At 68.2% G+C, this 20962-nt stretch carries 17 protein-coding genes; 16 read left to right on the top strand and 1 reads right to left on the bottom strand.

The features are described from left to right. Positions 1–61: 61 nt before the first annotated feature. From AC1D2K_RS00620 to AC1D2K_RS00580, 9 genes are all read left to right on the top strand, one after another. On the top strand, positions 62–1291 hold the full coding sequence (locus AC1D2K_RS00620) for an FAD-dependent oxidoreductase (RefSeq protein ID WP_478085474.1): 1230 nt from the start codon (positions 62–64) through the stop codon (positions 1289–1291). Between the two features lie 97 nt (positions 1292–1388). Continuing rightward, positions 1389–1835, top strand: a complete 447-nt coding sequence (locus AC1D2K_RS00615; RefSeq protein WP_478085473.1) for an SRPBCC family protein — start codon at positions 1389–1391, stop codon at positions 1833–1835. 194 nt (positions 1836–2029) lie between these two features. Continuing rightward, positions 2030–4720 (top strand): winged helix-turn-helix domain-containing protein, encoded by a 2691-nt coding sequence (locus tag AC1D2K_RS00610; RefSeq protein ID WP_478085471.1) that lies wholly within the window; start codon positions 2030–2032, stop codon positions 4718–4720. A gap of 178 nt (positions 4721–4898) precedes the next feature. Next, on the top strand, positions 4899–5822 hold the full coding sequence (locus AC1D2K_RS00605) for a TauD/TfdA dioxygenase family protein (protein ID WP_478085469.1): 924 nt from the start codon (positions 4899–4901) through the stop codon (positions 5820–5822). Positions 5823–5872: 50 nt separating this feature from the next. Beyond that, positions 5873–6931: a beta-keto acid cleavage family enzyme gene (locus AC1D2K_RS00600; RefSeq protein WP_478085467.1), complete on the top strand. Its 1059-nt coding sequence runs from the start codon at positions 5873–5875 to the stop codon at positions 6929–6931. Positions 6932–7022: 91 nt separating this feature from the next. Beyond that, the gene (locus tag AC1D2K_RS00595; RefSeq protein WP_478085465.1) at positions 7023–7994 is read left to right on the top strand and encodes a quinone oxidoreductase family protein; all 972 of its coding nucleotides are present in this window, start codon (positions 7023–7025) and stop codon (positions 7992–7994) included. A 2-nt stretch (positions 7995–7996) separates the two neighbouring features. Next, entirely contained in the window at positions 7997–9385 is a 1389-nt protein-coding gene (locus AC1D2K_RS00590; protein WP_478085463.1) for an MFS transporter, read from the top strand. Between the two features lie 41 nt (positions 9386–9426). After that, positions 9427–11055, top strand: coding sequence for a 3-(methylthio)propionyl-CoA ligase (locus tag AC1D2K_RS00585; protein WP_478085462.1), 1629 nt, complete (start codon positions 9427–9429; stop codon positions 11053–11055). 135 nt (positions 11056–11190) lie between these two features. Continuing rightward, a complete protein-coding gene (locus AC1D2K_RS00580; protein WP_478085461.1) occupies positions 11191–12192 on the top strand; it encodes a Bug family tripartite tricarboxylate transporter substrate binding protein in 1002 nt (333 codons plus the stop codon). 34 nt (positions 12193–12226) lie between these two features. On the opposite strand, the gene AC1D2K_RS00575 is transcribed toward AC1D2K_RS00580, so the two are convergent. Continuing rightward, positions 12227–12913: a GntR family transcriptional regulator gene (locus AC1D2K_RS00575; protein ID WP_478085459.1), complete on the bottom strand. Its 687-nt coding sequence runs from the start codon at positions 12911–12913 to the stop codon at positions 12227–12229. A gap of 190 nt (positions 12914–13103) precedes the next feature. On the opposite strand from AC1D2K_RS00575, the gene AC1D2K_RS00570 reads away from it, so the two are divergent. From AC1D2K_RS00570 to AC1D2K_RS00540, 7 genes are all read left to right on the top strand, one after another. After that, positions 13104–13841, top strand: a complete 738-nt coding sequence (locus tag AC1D2K_RS00570; RefSeq protein ID WP_478085457.1) for a DUF969 domain-containing protein — start codon at positions 13104–13106, stop codon at positions 13839–13841. A 2-nt stretch (positions 13842–13843) separates the two neighbouring features. Continuing rightward, complete coding sequence (locus tag AC1D2K_RS00565) at positions 13844–14800, top strand: DUF979 domain-containing protein (protein WP_478085455.1); 957 nt, start codon at positions 13844–13846, stop codon at positions 14798–14800. Positions 14801–14810: 10 nt separating this feature from the next. Beyond that, entirely contained in the window at positions 14811–15596 is a 786-nt protein-coding gene (locus AC1D2K_RS00560; RefSeq protein WP_478085453.1) for a LamB/YcsF family protein, read from the top strand. Continuing rightward, positions 15596–17209, top strand: coding sequence for a 5-oxoprolinase subunit B/C family protein (locus AC1D2K_RS00555; RefSeq protein ID WP_478085451.1), 1614 nt, complete (start codon positions 15596–15598; stop codon positions 17207–17209). The genes AC1D2K_RS00560 and AC1D2K_RS00555 overlap by 1 nt, the downstream gene beginning before the upstream one ends. Further along, complete coding sequence (locus AC1D2K_RS00550) at positions 17206–18939, top strand: acetyl/propionyl/methylcrotonyl-CoA carboxylase subunit alpha (protein WP_478085450.1); 1734 nt, start codon at positions 17206–17208, stop codon at positions 18937–18939. The genes AC1D2K_RS00555 and AC1D2K_RS00550 overlap by 4 nt, the downstream gene beginning before the upstream one ends. A gap of 100 nt (positions 18940–19039) precedes the next feature. Further along, positions 19040–19426, top strand: a complete 387-nt coding sequence (locus AC1D2K_RS00545; RefSeq protein WP_478085448.1) for a hypothetical protein — start codon at positions 19040–19042, stop codon at positions 19424–19426. 455 nt (positions 19427–19881) lie between these two features. After that, positions 19882–20796, top strand: a complete 915-nt coding sequence (locus AC1D2K_RS00540) for a LysR family transcriptional regulator (RefSeq protein WP_478085447.1) — start codon at positions 19882–19884, stop codon at positions 20794–20796. Positions 20797–20962: the final 166 nt, after the last annotated feature.

Genomic DNA, 20962 nt, shown 5'->3' with positions numbered 1-20962 from the left:
GTCTGCTTGAGGACCGCAACCCGACGGTGCTATATGCTCAAGTGGTTCGACTCAGCACCGCATGCAACCGCCGTCAACCAAACTGAACATCGGAATTGCCGGCGCCGGCCCTGCCGGTCTGGCCACAGCGATTGCATTGAGCCGGCAAGGCCACCGGGTTCAGGTTTTCGAGAAGCATCCGACTCTCGAACCGCTGGGTGCCGGGCTGCTCATCCAGCCGCAGGGCCTGCGCGCACTCGAAGAACTGGGTGTACGGCGTGAGTTCGACAGCATCAGCGTTCCCATCAGGCGGCTTCTTGGGGCCAGCCACCGCGCGTGGCGCGTCGTCGACATCGACTACGAGGGCTCGCCAGCCCGTGCTGTCGGCCGGGCTGCGCTTTCCCGAGTGCTCTACCAGGCCGCGCAAGCGTCGGGGGTCCATTTTTCCTTGGGGTGCGAGGTCCAATCCCTCACACCGCTGGATGGGCGCGCACGGACAACGACGAATCAAGGGGGCGCAGATTTCGACCTGTTTGCAATTGCTGACGGGGCCGCTTCGCGCCTGAGAGAGAACGTCGGCCTTGCAGGCCCTTCCAAGACCTACCGGTGGGGCGCCCTGTGGGGCCAGTTCTGGGTTCCCGAGTGGAAAGAGCCGGATGTCCTGCTCCAGCGGTTCAGGGGAACGTCGGAGATGATGGGCCTTCTGCCGACCGAGGTCTCAGGCCACGCGGTTCGCCTCTCGTTCTTCTGGAGTCTTCGCGTCGACCGCTATGGCCAATGGCAGGCGGGCGACCTCTGCGCATGGCGCTCGCATGTGCTGTCGCTTTGGCCGGAGGCGGCGCCCGTGGTTAATCAAATTCGACGCCACGACGACCTGTCGTTTGCGGTCTATCGCCACACGTGGCCGCGCGCCATGGGCGAGGGGCCTCTTTGCGTCGTGGGCGATGCCGCGCACGCCATGAGCCCCCAACTCGGCCTTGGAACCACACTCGCCATCCAAGATGCCCTCGCCCTTGCCAAAGCCGTGGAGGGTCACGGCGCATCCGAAGCCGCGCGGGAGTACTCGAGCCAGCGGCTGCGACCGTCGCAGGCGTTCCAGACCCTCAGCAGGGCATTGACGCCTTGCTTCCAGGCCCAGGGCGGCGGACTTTGGCGCGATGCGCTCTTTGCAATGGGCCTGCGCCTGCCGGGTGTGCCATGGCTGATGAAGCGCAGTCTGGCGGCTCCATCCTTCCCAGGCGCCGGGCCGATGGCGACTGGAGCCGTACCGCTGCAGGCATTCGAGCCCAGCGGGCCGGCACGCCTCGGCTGATGCAAATGCGGGGCGACGTCGCGCGGTGTCGATTTTCCGCAGGCTCATTCGTCGTGTCAGTGAGGATCATCCTCGGCAACTTCAGGAGAAAACCACCATGGCTACCAACACCATCCGTCTGCACCGCGTGCTGCGCACTTCACCGGACCGGCTCTACCGTGCCTTCGTCGAACCCAGCGCTTTCGAGCGCTGGCTGCCACCCTTCGGATTTACGGGCCAGGTCCATCACATGGAGCCCGTGGTCGGGGGCGCTTGGCGCATGTCCTTCACCAACTTTGGTACCGGCCACAGCCACTCGTTCGGCGGGAAGTACCTGGAACTTGTCCCCGGCCAGCGCATTGCCTACGATGCGACGTTCGACGACCCCAACCTGCCGGGCACCATGAAGACCACCGTGACGCTGACCCCAGTGTCATGCRGCACCGAAATGTCCGTCGTGCAGGAAGGCATCCCCGATGTGATTCCGGCCGAGATGTGCTACCTGGGCTGGCAGGAGTCGCTGCTCGCGCTGGCCCAGTTGGTCGAGCCGAATATTCCGGGTTGAGGAGTCCGCGTTCGGCCGACGTCGAAGGCCGTCTTTCGCGGGGGGGCAGAATTCGCTGCGTCAGCCACGTCGAGGGCGAAGCTAGAATTCCCGAAGCTGCAGGGCTGCCTTTGCGCGACGGGGAGCTGTCGAGTCACCTGAATCGCACCGGGCAGTCGACTTCCGCACCTCCTCATGTTCTCAGAGGGAATTTCGTGACGCGTGGTCCCGCCGAAGTCGACGATGACTTGCTGCTCAAGGTCGCTCCCCCGCGGGTGCCTCGCCATCTGGTTTCGCGCGCGCGCCTCCTTTCCACCGAAGCCGCGATTCGGGATCTTCCCGCCATCCTGGTGCAAGCCCCGGCCGGATTCGGCAAGACCTCCTTGCTGGCACAGTGGCGGCTCGAGCATCTGTCCCACGGGTCGGTGGTCGCCTGGTTGTCGGGCCAGCCGCAGGACGACCCTCAGCGGCTGGCGCAGAGCCTCGCTCTGGCGGTCCGGCGCGCAGCCGGGCGGTCCACTTTCGGCCATACCCTGCTCGAAGCCGTCGGCCCCGGCGGCCTCGAGGGTGTCACGGTGTGGCTCGCGGAACTGGCACAGTCGGCGCTCGACGTCGTACTGATCGTCGACGAGGCCGATCGCCTGCCGCCGGCCTCGCGCGAAGCCCTGGCCTATCTGTTGCGCAATGCGCCGCCGAACCTGCGCGTGATCATCGGCGCGCGTCCCGATTGCCGACTGGACATCGATGATCTCATCGCCTACGGCCAATGCGTCGTGATCGGGCCGGCCTCGCTTCGCTTCCGGCTTGCCGAAACCCTGGAACTCGTGCGAGGCCGGCTGGGACTTCGCTTCGACAACGACACCGCCGCCCGGCTGCATGAGTTGACGGAGGGTTGGCCCCTGGGCCTTCAGCTTGCACTGACGATCGTCGCACGCGGTGTCGATGCGCACGCCGATGTCGCGAGCATGGCCGCGCTGGGCGGCGAGTTGCATGACCACTTCGTGAAGCTGCTGCTCGCCAACCTCGACCCCGGCGACAGCGACTTCCTCACTCGCATCTCGATCCTGGACCATTTGCATCCGGACTTGTGCCGCGCAGTCACGCAGTACGATGACGCGACCGAAAGACTGGCGCGCCTGAGCCGCGACACGCCGGTCTTCGCCGCGGCCGAACGGGGCGACTGGCTGCGCATGCACACCCTCGCGCGCGACGTGTTGCGCAAGCTCTTTTCGGCCTTGACCGAGGCACAGCAGGGCGAGGCGCATGCGCGCGCGGCGGCATGGCTCGCCGACCACGGCTTGCTCGAATACGCGGCCCGGCATGCCTTGACCGCAGGCGAGCAGCAGAAGGCCTATGGGCTGGCCGAGCGCAGCCTCTACGAGTCCATCATGAGACATGGCCGCCAGGGGGCGGTGCTCGAATGGCTGGCGCAGCTGCCGGCTGCCGAACTGGATCGGCGGCCTCGGCTCCTGCTGGCTGCCGCCTGGACCCTGGGAGTCAGCGAACGCCACGAGGAAGCCGAGCGCCTGGTGGCGCGGATCCTGGCCCAGCCCGAGGTCGACGACGAGCTTCGCTGCGAATGCGCGCTGATCCTCGGCGGCGCGGCGCTGTTCGCAGACGATCCGGACCGCTTCGCGACATTGCACGATCCCTGGGCGGATGCAGCGCCGCTGCGCGATCCGATGCTCCTGCAGGTGCATGCCAACCGGACGGCGTACCGTGCGCTGCTCGAAGGCGAGCCGGCCCTGGCGCGCCTGCGCGAGCAACAGGCGCCGCGCGGCGATTTCGGCCGCGGCGTGGGGTACATCGGACGCTGGGGCGAGTTCATCGTCGGGCTCAGCTACATCTGGGAAGGGCAGATCCTGCTTGCCGACAGCTTTCTGCGGCCGGCCGTGGCGAGCGCCGAGGCCGACCTGGGGCGGCGCAACCGGTTCAGCTGCATGCTGGCGGCGCTGCTCGCCGCGGCGGCCTGGGAGTGCGACCGTCCCGACGATGCGACAGCCCTGCTGGCCGATCGGCTGGACATCCTCGAGCGCAGCGGCTTCGCGGAGTCCTTGCTGCTGGCCTACCGGACCATGGCGCGCATTGCGGCGGCCGAGGGCGCCGAACACCGTGCGCTCGAGCTGCTCGGCGCCCTCGATGCCGTCGGCGCTGCCCGAGGGCTGCCGCGTCTGCGTATCGCAAGCCTGACCGAGCAGGTGCGGATGCATGCCGGGCGATACCGCTCGGCGAGTTGCCGAGAGCTCTGCGAGCGGATCGATGCGCTGCTGCGCGACGACGCATGGCCCCAGGGCCGGCTTTGGCGGCGCAGCGTGGACATCCTGCGCGAGGTGGCCCAGGGGTATGCGGCGATTGCCGCGAAGGACTGGCGTGCTGCGCTGGAGCCGCTGTCGCGCGCCGACGAATTGGCACGGGCGCTCCAGCAGGGCCGCCTGCATATCGAAATCCTCGGCCTGCATGCCTTCGCCCTCGACCGGTGCGGCGAGGAATCGCAGACACGCCTGCAGGAAGCCATGGACCTGGCGGATACCTACGGTCTTCGGCGCGTGTTCGCCGACGCGCATCCCGATCTGGGCGACTGGGTGCGCAAGGTCGCGGCAGAAGGGCCTGGGCGCGAAGCCCTCGCCCCCGGCCCGGCGTCGGCGCCGCGGCCGACCGCGACGAAGCCGCCGGAGGCGCCACGGCCTGCCGCCTCCTTCGGCATGGTGCTCACGCCGAAGGAGCGCGAGGTGATGGAGCTGCTGGCGCGCAACCTGTCGAACAAGGAAATCGGACGCGCCATGCAGGTCGGCGAGACCACCATCAAGTGGCACGTGAAGAACCTCTTCGCCAAGCTGGATGCGGGTACCCGCAAGCAGGCCGTGCTTCGTGCCCGCATCCTCGGGCTGATCCAGCCGGCGGACTAGGGCCGCCGCCCTCCGCCAGGGTGGGTTGGGGTGGGGTGGGTGCCCCTCCTGCAAGGAGGGGGCGCCGGCGGGGCCTTCTGCCTATTCTCGGTGCCTGCGGAGCCGCCGGATCGCGGCTCGCTCCACCCCCAACGAGCCCGGATCCGTCCAGAGGCTCACCACGGAGACACACAGGCCCATGAACTCAGTCACCCTCCCGAGCCCGCTGCCGGCCGGACCCGCCGTCGTCTCGGCCGCAGCGCTGAAGACCTCCATCAAGGTCGAGCCGCTGACCTGCACGATCGGCGCCGAACTGCACAACGTGCACCTTGGCGCGGCTTCGCGCGATCCCGGCCTGATGGCCGAGCTTCGCGCTCTGCTGCTCAAGCACAAGGTGCTTTTCTTTCGCGATCAGGACATCACGCGCGCCGAGCACGTCGCCTTCGCGCGCTGCTTCGGCGAGCTGGAGAATCACCCGGTGCTCGGCAGCGACCCCGAACACCCGGGGCTGGTGCGCATCTACAAGGACCTCGACAGCAAGAAGGAGCACTACGAGAACGCCTGGCACGCCGACGCCACCTGGCGCGACAAGCCACCGTTCGGCTGCGTGCTGCGCTGCGTCGAGACGCCGGAGGTCGGCGGCGACACGATCTGGTCGAACATGGCCGCGGCCTACCTGAACCTGCCCGAGTCGATCAAGGTGCAGATCGCCGGGCTGCGCGCCCGCCACAGCATCGAAGCGACCTTCGGCGCGGCGATGCCGATCGAGCAGCGCCACAAGCTCAAGGCGCAGTACCCCGACGCCGAGCATCCGGTGGTGCGCACGCATCCCGAGACCGGTGAAAAGGTGCTCTTCGTGAACGGGTTCGCGACGCACTTCGTCAACTTCCACACGCCCGAGAACGTGCGCTACGGCCAGGACTACGCGCCCGGCGCCAGCCAGCTGCTGAACTACCTGATCAGCCAGGCCGCCATTCCCGAGTTCCAGGTTCGCTTCCGCTGGAAGAAGAACAGCGTGGCCTTCTGGGACAACCGCTGCACCCAGCACTACGCCGTGCAGGACTACTGGCCCGCGGTCCGAAAGATGGAGCGCGCCGGCATCGTCGGCGAAGCGACCTTCTGAGCGGATCTTTCTTTTCTTCCTCCTGTTCCCTTTCCCACGAGGTCTACACCATGAACTTTCTCGACGGCTCCCTGTATCCCGAAAACCAGCAACCCCTGATCATCACGGCGGCGCCCTATGCGCCGTCCTGGGTGCCCTCCGACTTCCCCGAGGACATCCCGGTCACGATGGAGCAGCAGATCCAGAAGGCGGTGGACTGCTACAACGCCGGCGCCACGGTGCTGCACCTGCACGTGCGCGAACTCGACGGCAAGGGCAGCAAGCGCCTGTCCAAGTTCAACGAACTGATCGCCGGCGTGCGCCACGCGGTGCCCGAGATGATCATCCAGGTGGGCGGCTCCATCAGCTTCGCGCCGGAGTCCGAGGGCGCGGCCGCCAAGTGGCTGAGCGACGACACGCGCCACATGCTGGCCGAGCTCGACCCCAAGCCCGACCAGGTCACGGTGACCATCAACACCTCGCAGATGAACGTGGTCGAGCACTGGGAGTACGAGGACTACAAGGGCACCTCGATGGAAGACCCGGCGGTCTTCAACGCCTACAAGGAGATGACGGTGCCGGCCCAGCCCGGCTGGGCCGAGGAGCACATTCGCCGCCTGAACGAAGCCGGCATCCAGAGCGCCTTCCAGTGCTACAACATCAACAGCTTCGAGTCGGTCGAGCGCCTGATGCGGCGCGGCATCTACAAGGGCCCGCTGGTCATGAACTGGGTGGCGATCAGCGGCGGCATGGACGCGCCGAACATCTACAACCTGGCGAACTTCGTGCGCGCCACGCCGGACGGCGCGGTGCTGACGGTGGAAAGCTCGATGCGCAACGTGCTGCCGGTCAACATGATGGGCATCGCCATGGGCCTGCACGTGCGCTGCGGCACCGAAGACAACCTGTGGAACCAGGCCCGCTCGAAGAAGATGAGCACGGTCGAGCAGATCGAGCAGCTGGTGCGCATCTCGCGCGAGTTCGGCCGCGAGGTGGCCACCGCCCGGCAGGCGCGCGAGATCTGCAAGATCGGCGTCTTCTACAAGACGGTGGAGGAGTCGCTGCTGGCCAACGGCTTCGCGCCCAACCGCAAGGGCGGCCATCAGGGCTTCCTGCGCAAGGCGGCCTGAGCCGAGGGCCGCGAAGAACGCGGCCTGCGAACGGCAGGTTGAGCCCTGCCGTTTTTTCGCCCACCTCATTTCGAATCATTAGGAGACATCCATGGCAAGAGCCATTCGCCTGCACGAGACCGGTGGCCCGGAAGTGCTCAAACTGGAAAACGTCGAGGTCGGCGAGCCGGGCCCCGGCCAGGCGCGCGTGCGCCACAGCTACGTCGCGGTCAACTTCATCGACATCTATTTCCGCACCGGCCGCTATCCCTTGCCGAAGCCCAGCGGGCTGGGCTCCGATGCCGTGGGCGTCGTCGAGGCCGTCGGCCCCGGTGTGACCGACCTCAGGGTGGGAGACCGCGTGGGCTACCTGATCGGACCGCAGGGCGCCTACTCGGACGTCCGCGTCATGCCCGCCGAGGTGCTGATTCCGCTGCCGGACGGTGTGTCGGATCGCACCGCGTCGACGCTGATGATGAAGGGCATGACGGTGCAGTACCTGTTCCGCCAGGTCTTCCCGCTCCACGGCGGAGAGACCATCCTGTACCACGCGGCCGCCGGCGGCGTGGGCCTGATCGCCTGCCAGTGGGCGCGCGCGATGGGCGTGACGATGATCGGCACCGTCAGCACCGACGAGAAGGCCGCGATCGCCCGCGCCAACGGCTGCGCGCACACCATCGTGACCTCGCGGGAGAACATCGCCGAGCGGGTGCGGGAGATCACCGACGGCAAGGGCGTGCCGGTGGTCTACGACTCGGTCGGCAAGGACACGCTGGAAGCTTCGCTCGACAGCCTGCGCCCGCGCGGCGTGCTGGTCAGCAACGGCACCACGTCGGGCCCGGTCGTGATCGACACGATGACGCTCGCCACCAAGGGCTCGCTGTGGCTCACGCGGCCCGCGATGATGCACTACATCATGCCGCGCGCGCACATGCTCGACATGGCCGGTGAGCTGTTCGGCCATGTGCTGGAAGGCCGCATCGTCAGCGAGCCGAAGCAGGTATTCCCGCTCGCCGATGCCGCCGAGGCGCACATCGCACTCGAATCGCGCCGGACGGTCGGCGCCACGGTCCTGGCGCTCTGAGCATGAACACCGCTGCGCTTCGCGAAGCGACGCAAGGGCACGAGGACGGCTACCTGTTCAGCCGCGGGCAAGCCTGGTTCGCCTTCGCCATGACCATCGGCCTGATGATGGTCGACTACATCGACCGCCAGGTCATCGTGTCGCTCTTTCCGTACCTCAAGGCCGAATGGGCCCTGTCGGACAAGCAGCTCGGCGGGCTGGTGTCGGCGGTGTCGGTCACCGTCGCCCTGGGCGCCATCCCGGTGGCGCTGCTCGCCGACCGCGGCAGTCGCGTCCGCAGCGTGGTCGTGATGGGCCTGGTCTGGAGCCTGGCATCGATCTCGTGCATGTTCAGCCGCGGCTACGGCCAGCTGCTGGCGGCCCGCGCCATGGTCGGCCTCGGGGAGGCGGGCTACGGCTCCGTCGGCGCCGCGCTGATTGCCAGCCATTTCCCGGCACGGCTGCGCGGTGCCCTGCTGGCCGGCTTCTTTGCTTCCGCCTCGGTCGGCTCGGTGCTGGGCGTGCTGCTCGGCGGCATGATCGCGGCGCGCTTCGGCTGGCAGGCCGCCTTCGGCGTCGTGGGCGTGCCGGGCCTCATCCTCGCACTGCTGTACCTCAAGGTGCGCGACTATCCGACTGTCAAGCTCACGCCGAGGCTCGACCGGGCCACGCGCTCGACGCGCAGCGCCGCCGGCGCCATCGCCCAGGCGCTGATCCGCACGCGGACCATGCTGTGGCTCTGCGTGGCCGGTGCGGCGCAGCTGGTCGTGGTCTCCGCGATCTGGTCCTGGCTGCCGAGCTTTCTCAATCGCGTCCACGGCGTCGTGCCGGAAAAGGCCGCCATGAACGCGGCGCTGGTCGTGCTCTGCGGCGCGCTGGGCAGCGTGGTCTGGGGCGCGGTGGCCGATCGCGCCGGCCGGCACCGTCCGCGCGCCAAGCTGTACGTCGTGGCGCTGCTGTGCGTGGCGTCCATGCTGGTGCTGATGCTGGCTTTCGGCGCTCCGCGCCTGGGGCTCGCCATCGGCGCGCAGGGGCAGTTCGCGCTGCTGGCGGTGGGCGGCTTCCTGATGACCTGCACGGTCGGGCCGCTGCCGGCGGCGGTCATCGACGTGATCCACCCCGGCATCCGCGCCACCGGCGCCTCGGTGATTTCGCTGTTCCAGAACCTGTTCGGCCTTGCCGCCGGGCCGCTCGTCGCCGGCTTCCTGTCGGACGCCTGGTCGCTCGAATTCGCGCTGACGGCGGTGCCCGTCTTCAGTGTGCTGGCGGCCAGCGCGCTGCTGGTGGCCGCACGCACCTACGAGTCCGACCTCCTGCGGGCCCGCGAGGCCGCAGAAGCCACCGAAGCCACCGACGACGCCGAGCTGCCGAAGCGGGGCCCGGCGCAGACAGCGCGCGAGGCCCTGGCCTGAAGCGGCCGAATCTCCAACCCACCGAACCAAAGAGGATCTCCATGAATGGATTGATGATGGAGCAGCCGTTGCTGATTTCGACGCTGCTCACCCACGCGGAGCGCCATCACGGCGAGCAGGAAATCGTCTCGCGCCGGGTCGAGGGCGACCTCCACCGCACCACCTACCGCGAACTCGCCGAGCGCTCGCGCCGCCTGGCCAACGCCCTGGCGGCGCACGGCATCGGCGAGAGCGACCGCGTCGCCACGCTGGCCTGGAACGGCTACCGCCACATGGAGCTGTACTACGCCGTCTCCGGGTCGGGCGCCGTGCTGCACACGCTGAATCCGCGCCTGCACCCCGACCAGGTGGTCTGGATTGCCGACCATGCGGAAGACCAGGTGCTGTTCTTCGATCTGACCTTCCTGCCCCTGGTCGAGGCGATCGCCTCGCGCGTGTCGACGATTAAGGCCTTCGTGGCGATGACCGACCGGGCGCACATGCCGGTGTCGTCGAAGCTGCCCCACCTGCTCTGCTACGAAGAGCTGGTCGAGGCGCAGTCGGCCGACTTCGCCTGGCCCACCTTCGACGAGAAGCGCGCTTCGTCGCTGTGCTACACCTCGGGCACGACCGGCCATCCGAAGGGCGCGCTCTACAGCCATCGCTCGACACTGCTGCACACCTACGCCGCGGCGCTGCCCGATGCCCTGAACTGCTCGGCCAACGACGTCATCCTTCCGGTCGTCCCGATGTTCCATGTCAACGCCTGGGGCTTGCCGTACGTAGCATGCATGGTCGGCGCGAAGCTGGTGTTTCCCGGCCCCTGGCTCGACGGCAAATCGCTGCATGACTTGTTCGAGGCCGAAGGGGTGACCATGTCGGCCGGGGTGCCCACCGTCTGGCAGGGTCTGCTGGCGCATGTGGAGGGCCAGGGCCTGCAGTTCAGCACGATGCGCCGCACGGTCATCGGCGGCTCGGCCTGTCCGCCGGCGATGATGCGCGCCTTCCAGGAGCGCTACGACGTCCAGGTGCTGCACGCCTGGGGAATGACCGAGATGAGCCCGGTGGGTACGGTCTGCACCTTGAAGCCGGGGCAGCAGGCACTCGACACCGAGGCACGCCTGGCCATCCAGGCCAAGCAGGGACGCTCGGTGTTCGGTGTCGACATGAAGATCGTCGGCGCGGACGGCGAGGAACTGCCGCGCGACGGCATCTCGGCCGGCGAGCTGATGGTGCGCGGCCCGTGGATCATCTCGAACTACTTCAAGGGGGAGGGCGAGGGTCCGCTGGTCGACGGCTGGTTCCCCACCGGCGACGTCTCGACCATCGACGCCGACGGATTCATGCAGATCACCGACCGCAGCAAGGACGTGATCAAGTCGGGCGGCGAGTGGATCGGTTCCATCGACCTGGAGAACATCGCCATGGCCCATCCGGCCGTCGCGATGGCGGCCTGCATTGCGGCTCGCCATCCGAAGTGGGACGAGCGCCCGCTGCTGGTGGTGACCCGGAAGCCGGGAGCGACCTTGACGCGCGACGAGCTGATCGGGTTCTACGACGGCCGCATCGCCAGGTGGTGGACCCCGGACGACGTGGTGTTCGTCGATCACATTCCGCTCGGACCGACAGGCAAGGTGCAGAAGAACAAGCTGCGCGAAGCGTTCCAGGACCACCTGCTGGCTGTGGCCTGAAACGCCGTTGCGCGACCTCGCCACGCTCGGCTCGAAGCCGGTGGCAACGATGCTCGGCGAGAGCGAATTTCTCGTCATACTGGTGCTCGCGCGGTTGCGCTGGGCGCCCTGACCCCAGACACAAGGAGACTGATCATGAAGTCGAAGAAGGCAATGCGGCATATTGCACGCGCCGCGTCCCTCGCAAGCGTTGCGGCGATCTGCCTGGCAGCATCGATGGCTCACGCCGATGCGCCGAAATGGCCCGACAAGACGGTGCGCATCATCGCCGCCGGCCCCGCCGGAGGTTCGGCGGACATCATCGCCCGGCTGCTGGCCGACAACCTGTCGAAGGAGACCGGCCAGGCGGTAGTCGTCGACCCCAGGCCCGGAGCCGGAGGCGTGCTCGCGGTGAACGAGCTCTCGCAGGCCCCGCATGACGGCTATACCGTGCTCGTCGCGGTGAATTCGCTGGTCAGCGAGATTCCGCACATCGTCAAGTTGCGCGTCGACATGGCGACCGAGATCAAGCCGGTGGCCGAGCTCAGCCGCGGCGGCTTGGTGCTGGTCGGTTCGCCTTCGGTGCCGGCCAAGAACTTCGGCGAGCTGATGACGTGGGTCAAGACCCATCCCGGCACGGTCAACTACGCCTCCTACACGGCGGGCACGCTCTCCCATGTGATGGGGCTCCAGCTGAACAAGGCGGCGGGGATCGACATGACCCACGTGGGCTACAAGGGCTCGACGCCTGCGCTGACCGATGTGATGGGCGGCCACGTGCCGCTGATGTTCGACGCCATGCCGAGCTCGCTGCCGCTCGTCAAGGCCGGCAAGATCAAGGCATTCGCGGTGAGTACGCCCAAGCGCTCGGCGTTGCTGCCCGATGTGCCGACCTTCACCGAGCTGGGCTATCCGCAGCTCGAGGCCACGGGTTGGATGGGCCTGTGGGTCAAGCCGGACGTGCCCGCGGCGCAGCAGGCCAAGGTCCGCGAAGCCGCCCTCAGGGTGCTGGCATTGCCCGCGGTGCGCGAGCGGCTGCAGGACATCGGCTTCGAGGCCGGCCAGCCGCGCAGCCCCGAGGAACTGACGAAGTCCCTGAGCGCGGACTATCAGCGCATGGGTGCGGTGCTCAAGTCGATCGACTTCAAGCCCGAGTAGGGCCGGACAGCGCAGCCGGCGCCGCCACCCGGCGTCAGCTCTCCCAGCCGGCGTCGCTGATGTGCCTGGCGTAGACGGCCAGCACGATGCGCTCGGAGTGCACCAGGTAGTCGTTGAGCGCGGCGGCGGCGCCGGCATAGTCGCCGGCTTCCGCCAGCTCCAGGATCTTCACGTTCATGTCCACATACGGGGCGTGCAGGAACTCGGGATCGCGCAACAGCCCGAATGCCAGCCGCAAMTCGGCCAGCACCGGTTCGAACAGCAGGTTGAGCCGCTCGCTGTCGGCCAGCTCGACGATGGCCATGTGGAAAGCCATGTTGGCGGTGCCCACGCCCAGCCAGTCGCCACCGGAGCGGCAGCGCAGCGAAGTCTCCACCGCCTCGCGCATCTTCTTCTTGGCCGGATGGCGCGGATAGGCCTGCGCGAGCGCCTGGCACTCGATCAGCCGGCGCACCCGGTAGATGTCGATGATCGACGCGATGCTGGGGATGGCCACGAACACCCCGCGATTGGGCGCGTGCTTGACCAGCCCGTCCTTGGTCAGCATGCGGAACACCTCGCGCAGCGTGTTGCGCGAAATCCCCAGGCTGTCGCTCAGTGCCTGCTCCGACAGCCGCTGGCCCGGCGAGAACTCACCCTGGGTGATCTTCAGGCGCAGCTGTTCGGCCATCCGCTCGCTGAGGGTCTGGACGGCGGGGGAGGGGGGCGTGACAAGGCTCATTTGTTCACGGTTGTAGCAGATCTAGCCCCCCGCTTTCTCCCGTTTGCTCAACGAAATCCGGGTTTCTACCTATGAATTGGCATGCAACTTGCGAGCAATTTTGTCTGAATTGTTGAACAATCCATGCCAGTTGACTCAATCTAATTCTTGATCTGTTGAGTCAACCACCTTTCATTCAGGAGTAACCGCCTTGCCTACCGACATCAACCTGTGGCCCTTGCTCGGGGTCGCCGTCATCATCGCGGGGTTCATCCTGCGCTTCAATCCGATGCTGGTCGTGATCGTCACGGCCGTCGTCACCGCCTTTGCCGCGAACTTCCCGGTCGACAAGATCCTGGCGACGATCGGCACCGGCTTCATCAAGACGCGCAACCTGCCGCTGATCATCCTGCTGCCGCTGGCGGTGATCGGCCTGCTGGAGCGCCACGGGCTGCGCCAGCATGCCCAGAACTGGATCAGCACCATCAAGTCCGCGACGGTCGGCCGGCTGCTGATCGTCTACCTGGGCGCGCGGCAGCTGACGGCCGCGATCGGCCTCACCAGCCTGGGAGGCCATCCGCAGATGGTGCGGCCGCTGCTGGCCCCGATGGCCGAGGGTGCGGCCGAGGCGCGCTACGGCAAGCTGCCCGATCGCATCCGGCACAAGCTGCGCGCCTACGCCGCGGCCACCGACAACGTGGGTCTCTTCTTCGGGGAAGACATCTTCGTGGCCTTCGGCGCCATCGTGCTCATGACCACCTTCCTGCGCGAGGCCGGCATCGACGTCGAGCCGATCCATGTAGCGCTGTGGGGCCTTCCGACCGCCACCTGCGCCTTCGTGATCCACGCCTGGCGCCTGCGCCGGCTGGACCGGATGCTGGCGCGCGAACTCGGCGGCGATGCGCCCGCGCCAGCCACCGATGACGCCGTTGCAGTGAAGGGTGCCTGATCATGACGCTCTCCATCGCTCATCTCTACTATCTGGTCGGCGCCATCCTCGCCATCACCGCGGTGATGACGCTCAGGGACCGGCAGCATCCCAAGCGCTATTCGAGCGCCTTCTTCTGGGGCCTGTATTCCCTGGTGTTCCTCATCGGCGACCAGGTGCCGCCGGTCTGGGTCGGCGTCGGTGTCGTGGTCATGGCGCTGATCGCCGCCTTCGGCGGCGTCGGCGTGGGCCGCCACCGCGAACGCACCGCGGCGGAGTACGCGGCGAGCGCGCGGCGGCTGGGCAACAAGCTGTTCATGCCGGCGCTGGCGATTCCGCTGGTCACGATGGTCGGCACCCTCTCGGCCAAGTACCTCGTGTTCGGCGGCACGCCGTTGCTCGACCCGAAGAACACCACCCTGGTGAGCCTGGGCGTCGGCTGCATCGTCGCGCTGGCACTGGCCTGCAGGCTCACGAACGAAACGCCGGTGCAGGGCATCCGCGAATCGCGCCGCCTCACGGATGCGCTCGGCTGGGCGCTGGTGCTGCCGCAGATGCTCGGCATGCTCGGGCTGGTGTTCTCCGACGCGGGCGTGGGCAAGGCCGTCGCGCACATCACCACCAGCTACATCAACATGGACGTGCGCTTCTTCGCGGTGGTCGTGTACGTGGTCGGGATGGCGCTGTTCACGGTCATCATGGGCAACGGCTTCGCGGCCTTCCCGGTCATGACCGGCGGCGTCGGCGTGCCGATCCTGGTCGGCATGTACCACGGCAACCCGGCGGTGATGGCGGCCATCGGCATGCTCTCGGGCTACTGCGGCACGCTGCTGACGCCGATGGCCGCCAATTTCAACATCGTGCCCGCGGCGCTGCTGGAACTGCCCGACAAGAACGCCGTGATCCGCGCCCAGGTGCCCACCGCGCTCGCGCTGCTCACCTGCAACGTGTTCCTGCTGTACTTCCTGATGTTCCGCTGAGGGCGCCGCGATGAAGATGGACCTCAACAGCGACCTCGGCGAGAGTCTGGGCGCCTGGCGCATGGGCGACGACGCGGCGATGCTCGGCATCGTGAGCAGCGCCAACGTGGCCTGCGGCTTCCATGCCGGCGACGCGGCCGGCATCCTGCAGACGCTGCGGCGCGCGCAGGCGCTCGGCGTGGCGGTCGGCGCCCACGTGGCCTACCCCGACCTGGCCGGCTTCGGCCGGCGCAACATGGACGTGGCCAGCGCCGACCTGGTGGCCGACGTGATCTACCAGATCGGTGCGCTCCAGGGCCTTGCGACCGCCGCGGGCACCGCGGTGCGCTACGTCAAGCCGCACGGCGCGCTCTACAACACCATCGCGCACGACGAGCGCCAGGCGCGCGATGTCATCGCCGCCATCTTGGCGATCGATGCCGGGCTGGCCCTGGTCGGGCTGGCCGGCTCGCCGCTGCTCGGCTGGGCCGAGGCGAGCGGGCTGCGCACCGTCGCCGAAGCCTTCGCCGACCGCGCCTACATGCCGGACGGATCGCTGGTGTCGCGCCGCGAGAAGGGCGCCGTGCTGCACGACCCGGAGGTGGTCGCGGCGCGCATGCTTCGGCTGGCGACCGAGGGCGTGGTCGAGGCCATCGACGGCAGCACGGTGCGCGTCCAGGCCGATTCGATCTGCGTGCACGGCGACAGCCCCGGCGCGGTCGAGATGGCGCGCCAGGTGCGCGGCCTGTTAGAGCGTTCGGGCGTGGTCATCGGCTCCTTCGTCGATCCGGCAGTGGTCGAAGGAGCGCGGGGATGATGCGTTTCCTGCCTGTCAACCTGAATGCGCTGCTGGTCGAACTCGACGACCTGGCGCAGACCCTGGCCCTGCTCGCATCGCTGCAGGCCGAGCCCATCGCCGGCATCGAGGAACTGGTGCCTGCGGCCCGCACGATCCTGGTCCGCTTTCGCCCCACGGYGGTGACGCCAGACCAGCTCGCCGACCAGATCGGCGGCCGCAGCCTGCATGCGACGGTCGAGCGCGCGGCCACGCGGGTCGAGATCCCGGTCGACTACCAGGGCGAGGATCTCTACGAGGTGGCGCAGCTGCTGGGCATCTCGCGCGAGGAAGTGATCCGCCGCCACACCGGCAGCGACTACATGGTCGCCTTCACCGGCTTCGCGCCGGGCTTCGCCTACCTGAGCGGCGGGCACCCCAGCCTGAACGTGCCGCGCCGCGCAACGCCGCGCACCCGCATCCCGGCCGGCGCCGTCGGACTGGCGGGCCCCTTCAGCGGCGTCTATCCGCAGGCCAGCCCGGGCGGCTGGCAGATCATCGGCGTGACCGCCACGCCCATGTGGGACCTGGGCCGCGAGGTTCCGGCGCTGCTGCAGCCGGGCTTCAAGGTGCGCTTCGTCGATGTGTCCGGACAGCGCCCGTCGGCCTCGCCGGCGCCCCGGCGGATCGCACCCGCCGAACCGGTCGCGGCTGCGCCGCCGGCAGGCGCCGCGCTCCAGATCCGGGCCACCGGGCTGCAGGCGCTGTTCCAGGATCGGGGCCGGCACGGCCAGGCCGGGCAGGGCGTGTCGGCTTCGGGTGCGATGGACCAGGGCGCCCTGCGCGCGGCCAACCGACTGGTCGGCAATCCGGCTGACGCGGCCTGCGTGGAGCTCGTGTATGGCGGGTTCCAGTTCGTCTGCCGCGGCGACGCCGTGATGGCCGTCACCGGTGCCGATGCGCCGGTTCGCCTCGTTACCGCGGATGGCACGACGCTGAACATGCGCCGCCACGAAGCCTTCGCGCTGGCCGACGGCGATACCGTGACGCTCGGCGAACCGGCCGCGGGCATCCGCTCCTACGTCGCGGTGCGCGGCGGCTTCGACCTGGCGCCGGTGCTCGGCAGTTGTTCGACCGACACGCTCGCCCACGTCGGTCCGCCGCCGATCCAGGCCGGCGACGTGCTGCCCGTTCGCGCGGTCGAGCGCGGCGCCGTGGTCGGCCTGCCCGGGCAACCCCCCGCCGATCTGCCCACCGCACGGGACGTTGTCGTGCTCGACGTGGTGATGGGCCCGCGAACCGACTGGTTCACGCCCGAGGCGGTCGCGCTGCTGGCGAGCCAGCTCTGGACCGTCACGCCGCAGTCCAATCGCGTCGGGCTGCGGCTGGCGGGCGAACAGGCGCTGGCGCGCGCCAAGCCCGGCGAGCTGCCGAGCGAGGGCACGGCGCTGGGCGCCATCCAGGTGCCGCCGAGCGGGCAGCCCGTGCTGTTCCTGGCCGACCATCCGTTGACCGGCGGCTATCCGGTGATCGGCGCCGTGGCGCCGCACCACCTCGACCGCGCCGGGCAGATCCCGATCGGCGCCAGCGTGCGCTTCAACCCGATCCGCGCCTTCCATCCGACCACCCGCTCCGTCCTGCGAGAGACCCCATGAAAAAAGTCCTGATTGCCAACCGCGGCGAGATCGCCGTGCGCATCGTGCGCGCCTGTGCCGACTACGGCGTGCAGTCGGTCGCCGTGTACGCCGATGCCGACCTCGACGCGATGCATGCGCGCATGGCCGACGAGGCGTATGGCCTCGACGGCCAGCGCCCGGCCGACACCTACCTCAACATCGACAAGCTGCTGACCGTGGCCGCGCGCTGCGGCGCCGACGCGGTGCACCCGGGCTACGGCTTCCTGTCGGAGAACGCGGGCTTCGCGCGCGCCGTCATCGGCGCCGGGCTGGCCTGGATCGGCCCGCCGCCTGCCGCCATCGAGGCGCTGGGCGACAAGGTGCAGGCCCGCAAGATCGCGCTGCAGGCCGGCGCGCCGCTGGTCGCGGGCACCTCGGACCCCGTGCGCGACGCGCAGGAGGTCGTGGCCTTCGCCGAGAAGAACGGCCTGCCGATCGCCATCAAGGCGGCCTTCGGCGGCGGCGGGCGCGGGCTCAAGGTCGCCTGGCGCCTCGACGAGGTCGCCGACCTGTACGAATCGGCCGTGCGCGAGGCCGTCGCCGCATTCGGCCGCGGCGAGTGTTTCGTCGAGCAGTTCCTCGACCGTCCGCGCCATGTCGAGGCGCAGGTGATCGCCGACACGCACGGGCACGTGGTCGTGCTCGGCACGCGCGACTGCTCGCTGCAGCGGCGCAACCAGAAACTGGTGGAAGAGGCGCCCGCGCCCTTCCTCAGCGACGCGCAGCGCGAGCGCATTCACCAGGCCGCGCGCGATGTCTGCATGCGCGCCGGCTACGTCGGTGCCGGAACGGTGGAGTTCCTGCTCAGCCCCTCGGGCACGATCTCCTTCCTGGAGGTCAACACGCGCCTGCAGGTGGAGCATCCGGTGACCGAGGAGACCACGGGCATCGACCTGGTGGTCGAACAGCTGCGCATTGCCGACGGCCTGCCGCTGTCGATCACCGAGACGCCGGTGCCGCGCGGCCACGCCTTCGAGTTCCGCATCAACGCCGAAGACGTCGGCCGCGGCTTCCTGCCCGCGCCCGGCCCGGTGCGCGTGTTCGAAGCGCCATCGGGCCCGGGCGTGCGCGTCGACACCGGCGTGCAGTCGGGCTCGACGGTGCCGGGCACTTTCGATTCGCTGATGGCCAAGCTGGTCGTCACCGGCGCCACGCGCGCGCAGGCGATCGCCCGCGCCCGGCGTGCGCTCAAGGAGTTCCGCATCGAAGGCGTGCCCTCGGTCCTGCCGTTCCACCGCGCGGTGATGGAGCACGCCGACTTCGTCTCCGCCGAGGCCTTCAAGGTGCACACCCGCTGGATCGAGACGGATTTCGCGAATGTGCTGGCCGCGGCGGTGCGACCCGAGCCGCTGGCGGAGGTCTCGCTGGTGCGCACGGCGGTGGAAATCGATGGCCGCCGGATGGYGCTGGGCCTGCCGGCCGAACTGTTGCGCGGGCTGTCTTCGGCCGCGGGCAGCGGCGCAGCGAGCGAGGGCGCCGCGGCTTCGGCGGTGGCCGACCCTGCCGCGGTCGCCGCGCCGATCTCCGGCACCCTGCAATCGTGGGCGGTGGCCGACGGCGACACTGTCGCAGCCGGCGACACGATCGGCTCGATGGAGGCCATGAAGATGGAAATGCAGGTCAAGGCGCACCGCCCGGGGCGCATCGCGCTCCAGGCGGAACAGGGCGCCTACGTCGCGGCGGGGACGGGCATCGCGGAGATCCGCTGAGCAACAAGGGGCGCTGGCGCGCGTGCCCGTTCGAGCTGCCGCCACCGTTTGGAAGCGGGGACGGCGGTTTCAGTAAACCGCAACCTTCAGGGAGGCCAACATGGCCAAGTCTGCTCGCGCGATCGCGCATTCTCCGAGGATCGCCAAGTCAATCAAACCCCCATCGGTCGCTGCGAAGCGGCGCCGCGCGCCAGTCGCCAAACAAGAGGCGCCAGAGCCGCCTGAGTCGGCAATGACGAACTTCTCGGAAGTCGAGGATGCATTCTGCAACTTGGCTGATTCGTACCGTGCCTACGAGTGCCTGCAGAGCTTTCTGTCGCCTCGCTACCCCCTGAGAGGTGCCGAAGAATTTCACATCGAGCCGACCGAGCTGCGGGGCTTGGTGACTGTCCTCAATGCGGACATGGATCGCCAGCTGCAGGCGTTGAGGGGTGCGATCAGAGGGGTGCGGGAGAAGATTGAGGCGAGGGTGCCCGATCGGTCGTGAGGTGGGCGGAGCCGCGGGGAGGGCGGCTCCGATATGTCTGCTGAAGACTGTTTGCTGTCCTTCGAATTTGGCGGCCGAACGACGGCGGTCGCCGAAACCTGACCTTGGCCCTTTCTTTGACGAACGGCCGGTCTACTTTTGAACCCGACTTCGCCGACGTCGTTTAGGAAGTTCGAGTTCCACGCCAGCGTCGGATCGCGGGCAGCAATGGACGACCAGGTCGACATCGCGCATGAACGGCTGCTTCCGCAAGTCGCCAACCAACGCTCCGGGCCCATTGCTGTCCGTCGGCATTGTCCGCTCAACAATAGGTATKCGGGCGGAAGCGGTCATCCAGTTCCCGCAGCGGCTATATTGCAACAACCGTTGCCTTTCGCCGAGCGAAACGTTGGTGTCCGTGCGCTTGGCAGTCAAGAAATTGGCACTACGATGAGTGCTTCAGCGACGACCCGCCCATGCTCATACGTATCGACGAGGACATCACATTCCGCAAGCTCGAGATCCTCCTGAGCTTCATGGAGACGGGCAATCTTGCGCGCGCCGCAGAACGGCTGGACATCAGCACGGTGAGCGTCCACCGGGCGCTCCACTCGCTGGAAACAGGCCTGCGGTGCGCCTTGTTTCGCCACGAAGGCCGCAACCTGCATCCCACAGAAGCCGCGCAAGCACTGGCCGAGGCAGCGCGCGATGTACTGCGCACGATGTCCGACGGGATACGCGCGACGCGCGAACTCGCCGGCTATTCGGCTGACCGGATTCGAATTGGTTCGCTGTATTCTCTGAGCAGCCGCACGGTGCCAACGATCGTGATGGGAATGAAAGTCCGAAAGCCTGAACTGCAGTTGGAACTGGTGCTCGGCTCCAATGCCGACCTGCTTCAGCGGCTGCGCGATGGCGTGGTCGATGCAGCGCTGATCGGCGCGCCCGAAGGCGCGGCCGACGTGGAATCGGAGTTGCTGTTCGAGGACGACATCTTCTTCGCTGCGCCGACCGGCTCGCGGTACGGGGAAATGCAGGAGGTTGACTTGAGCGCGTGCGCCGGCGAGCGCTTCGTTAGCCTGGGCGAAGGCTTCGTGACCTACACCGGCTTTCAAGAATCGTTTCGCATTGCCGGCTTCACGCCCAATGTGGTCATGAAAACCGGCGACATTTTTTCGTTGATGAACCTGGTCAGTGGCGGCATCGGCTACACGCTGTTGCCGGGCCGCGTGCGCAGCGTGATGCCGCAGCGGGTGCAGCTGATTCCCCTGCAGCAGCGCTACCTCATGCGCCAGAAGATCTGCGTCAGCTTCTTGCGCACGCGCGAGCGCGATCCGAACCTGCTGGCGCTGCTGGCGGTGTGCCGGATGGTCCGCGCCGACCTGTCGTAGCGCGCTGCGCTTCAGGGTTAACCCTCGATCGTTTCGCTCCACGCGGTTCTGCGCGCGGGTGGTTAATTGATCGAAGCCGGGGCCATCGGTACCTTTCGTCTCCAGGGAACAGCACTGAATCTGCCAAGCAGACAAGGCGCCAAGTTCCTCCGAGTTGCGCAGTCGC

The organism is Variovorax sp. P1_H12_2 (genome assembly GCF_056405335.1).
Note: the sequence above shows the minus strand (reverse complement) of the source record. Positions and strands in the feature narration are given on the sequence as shown.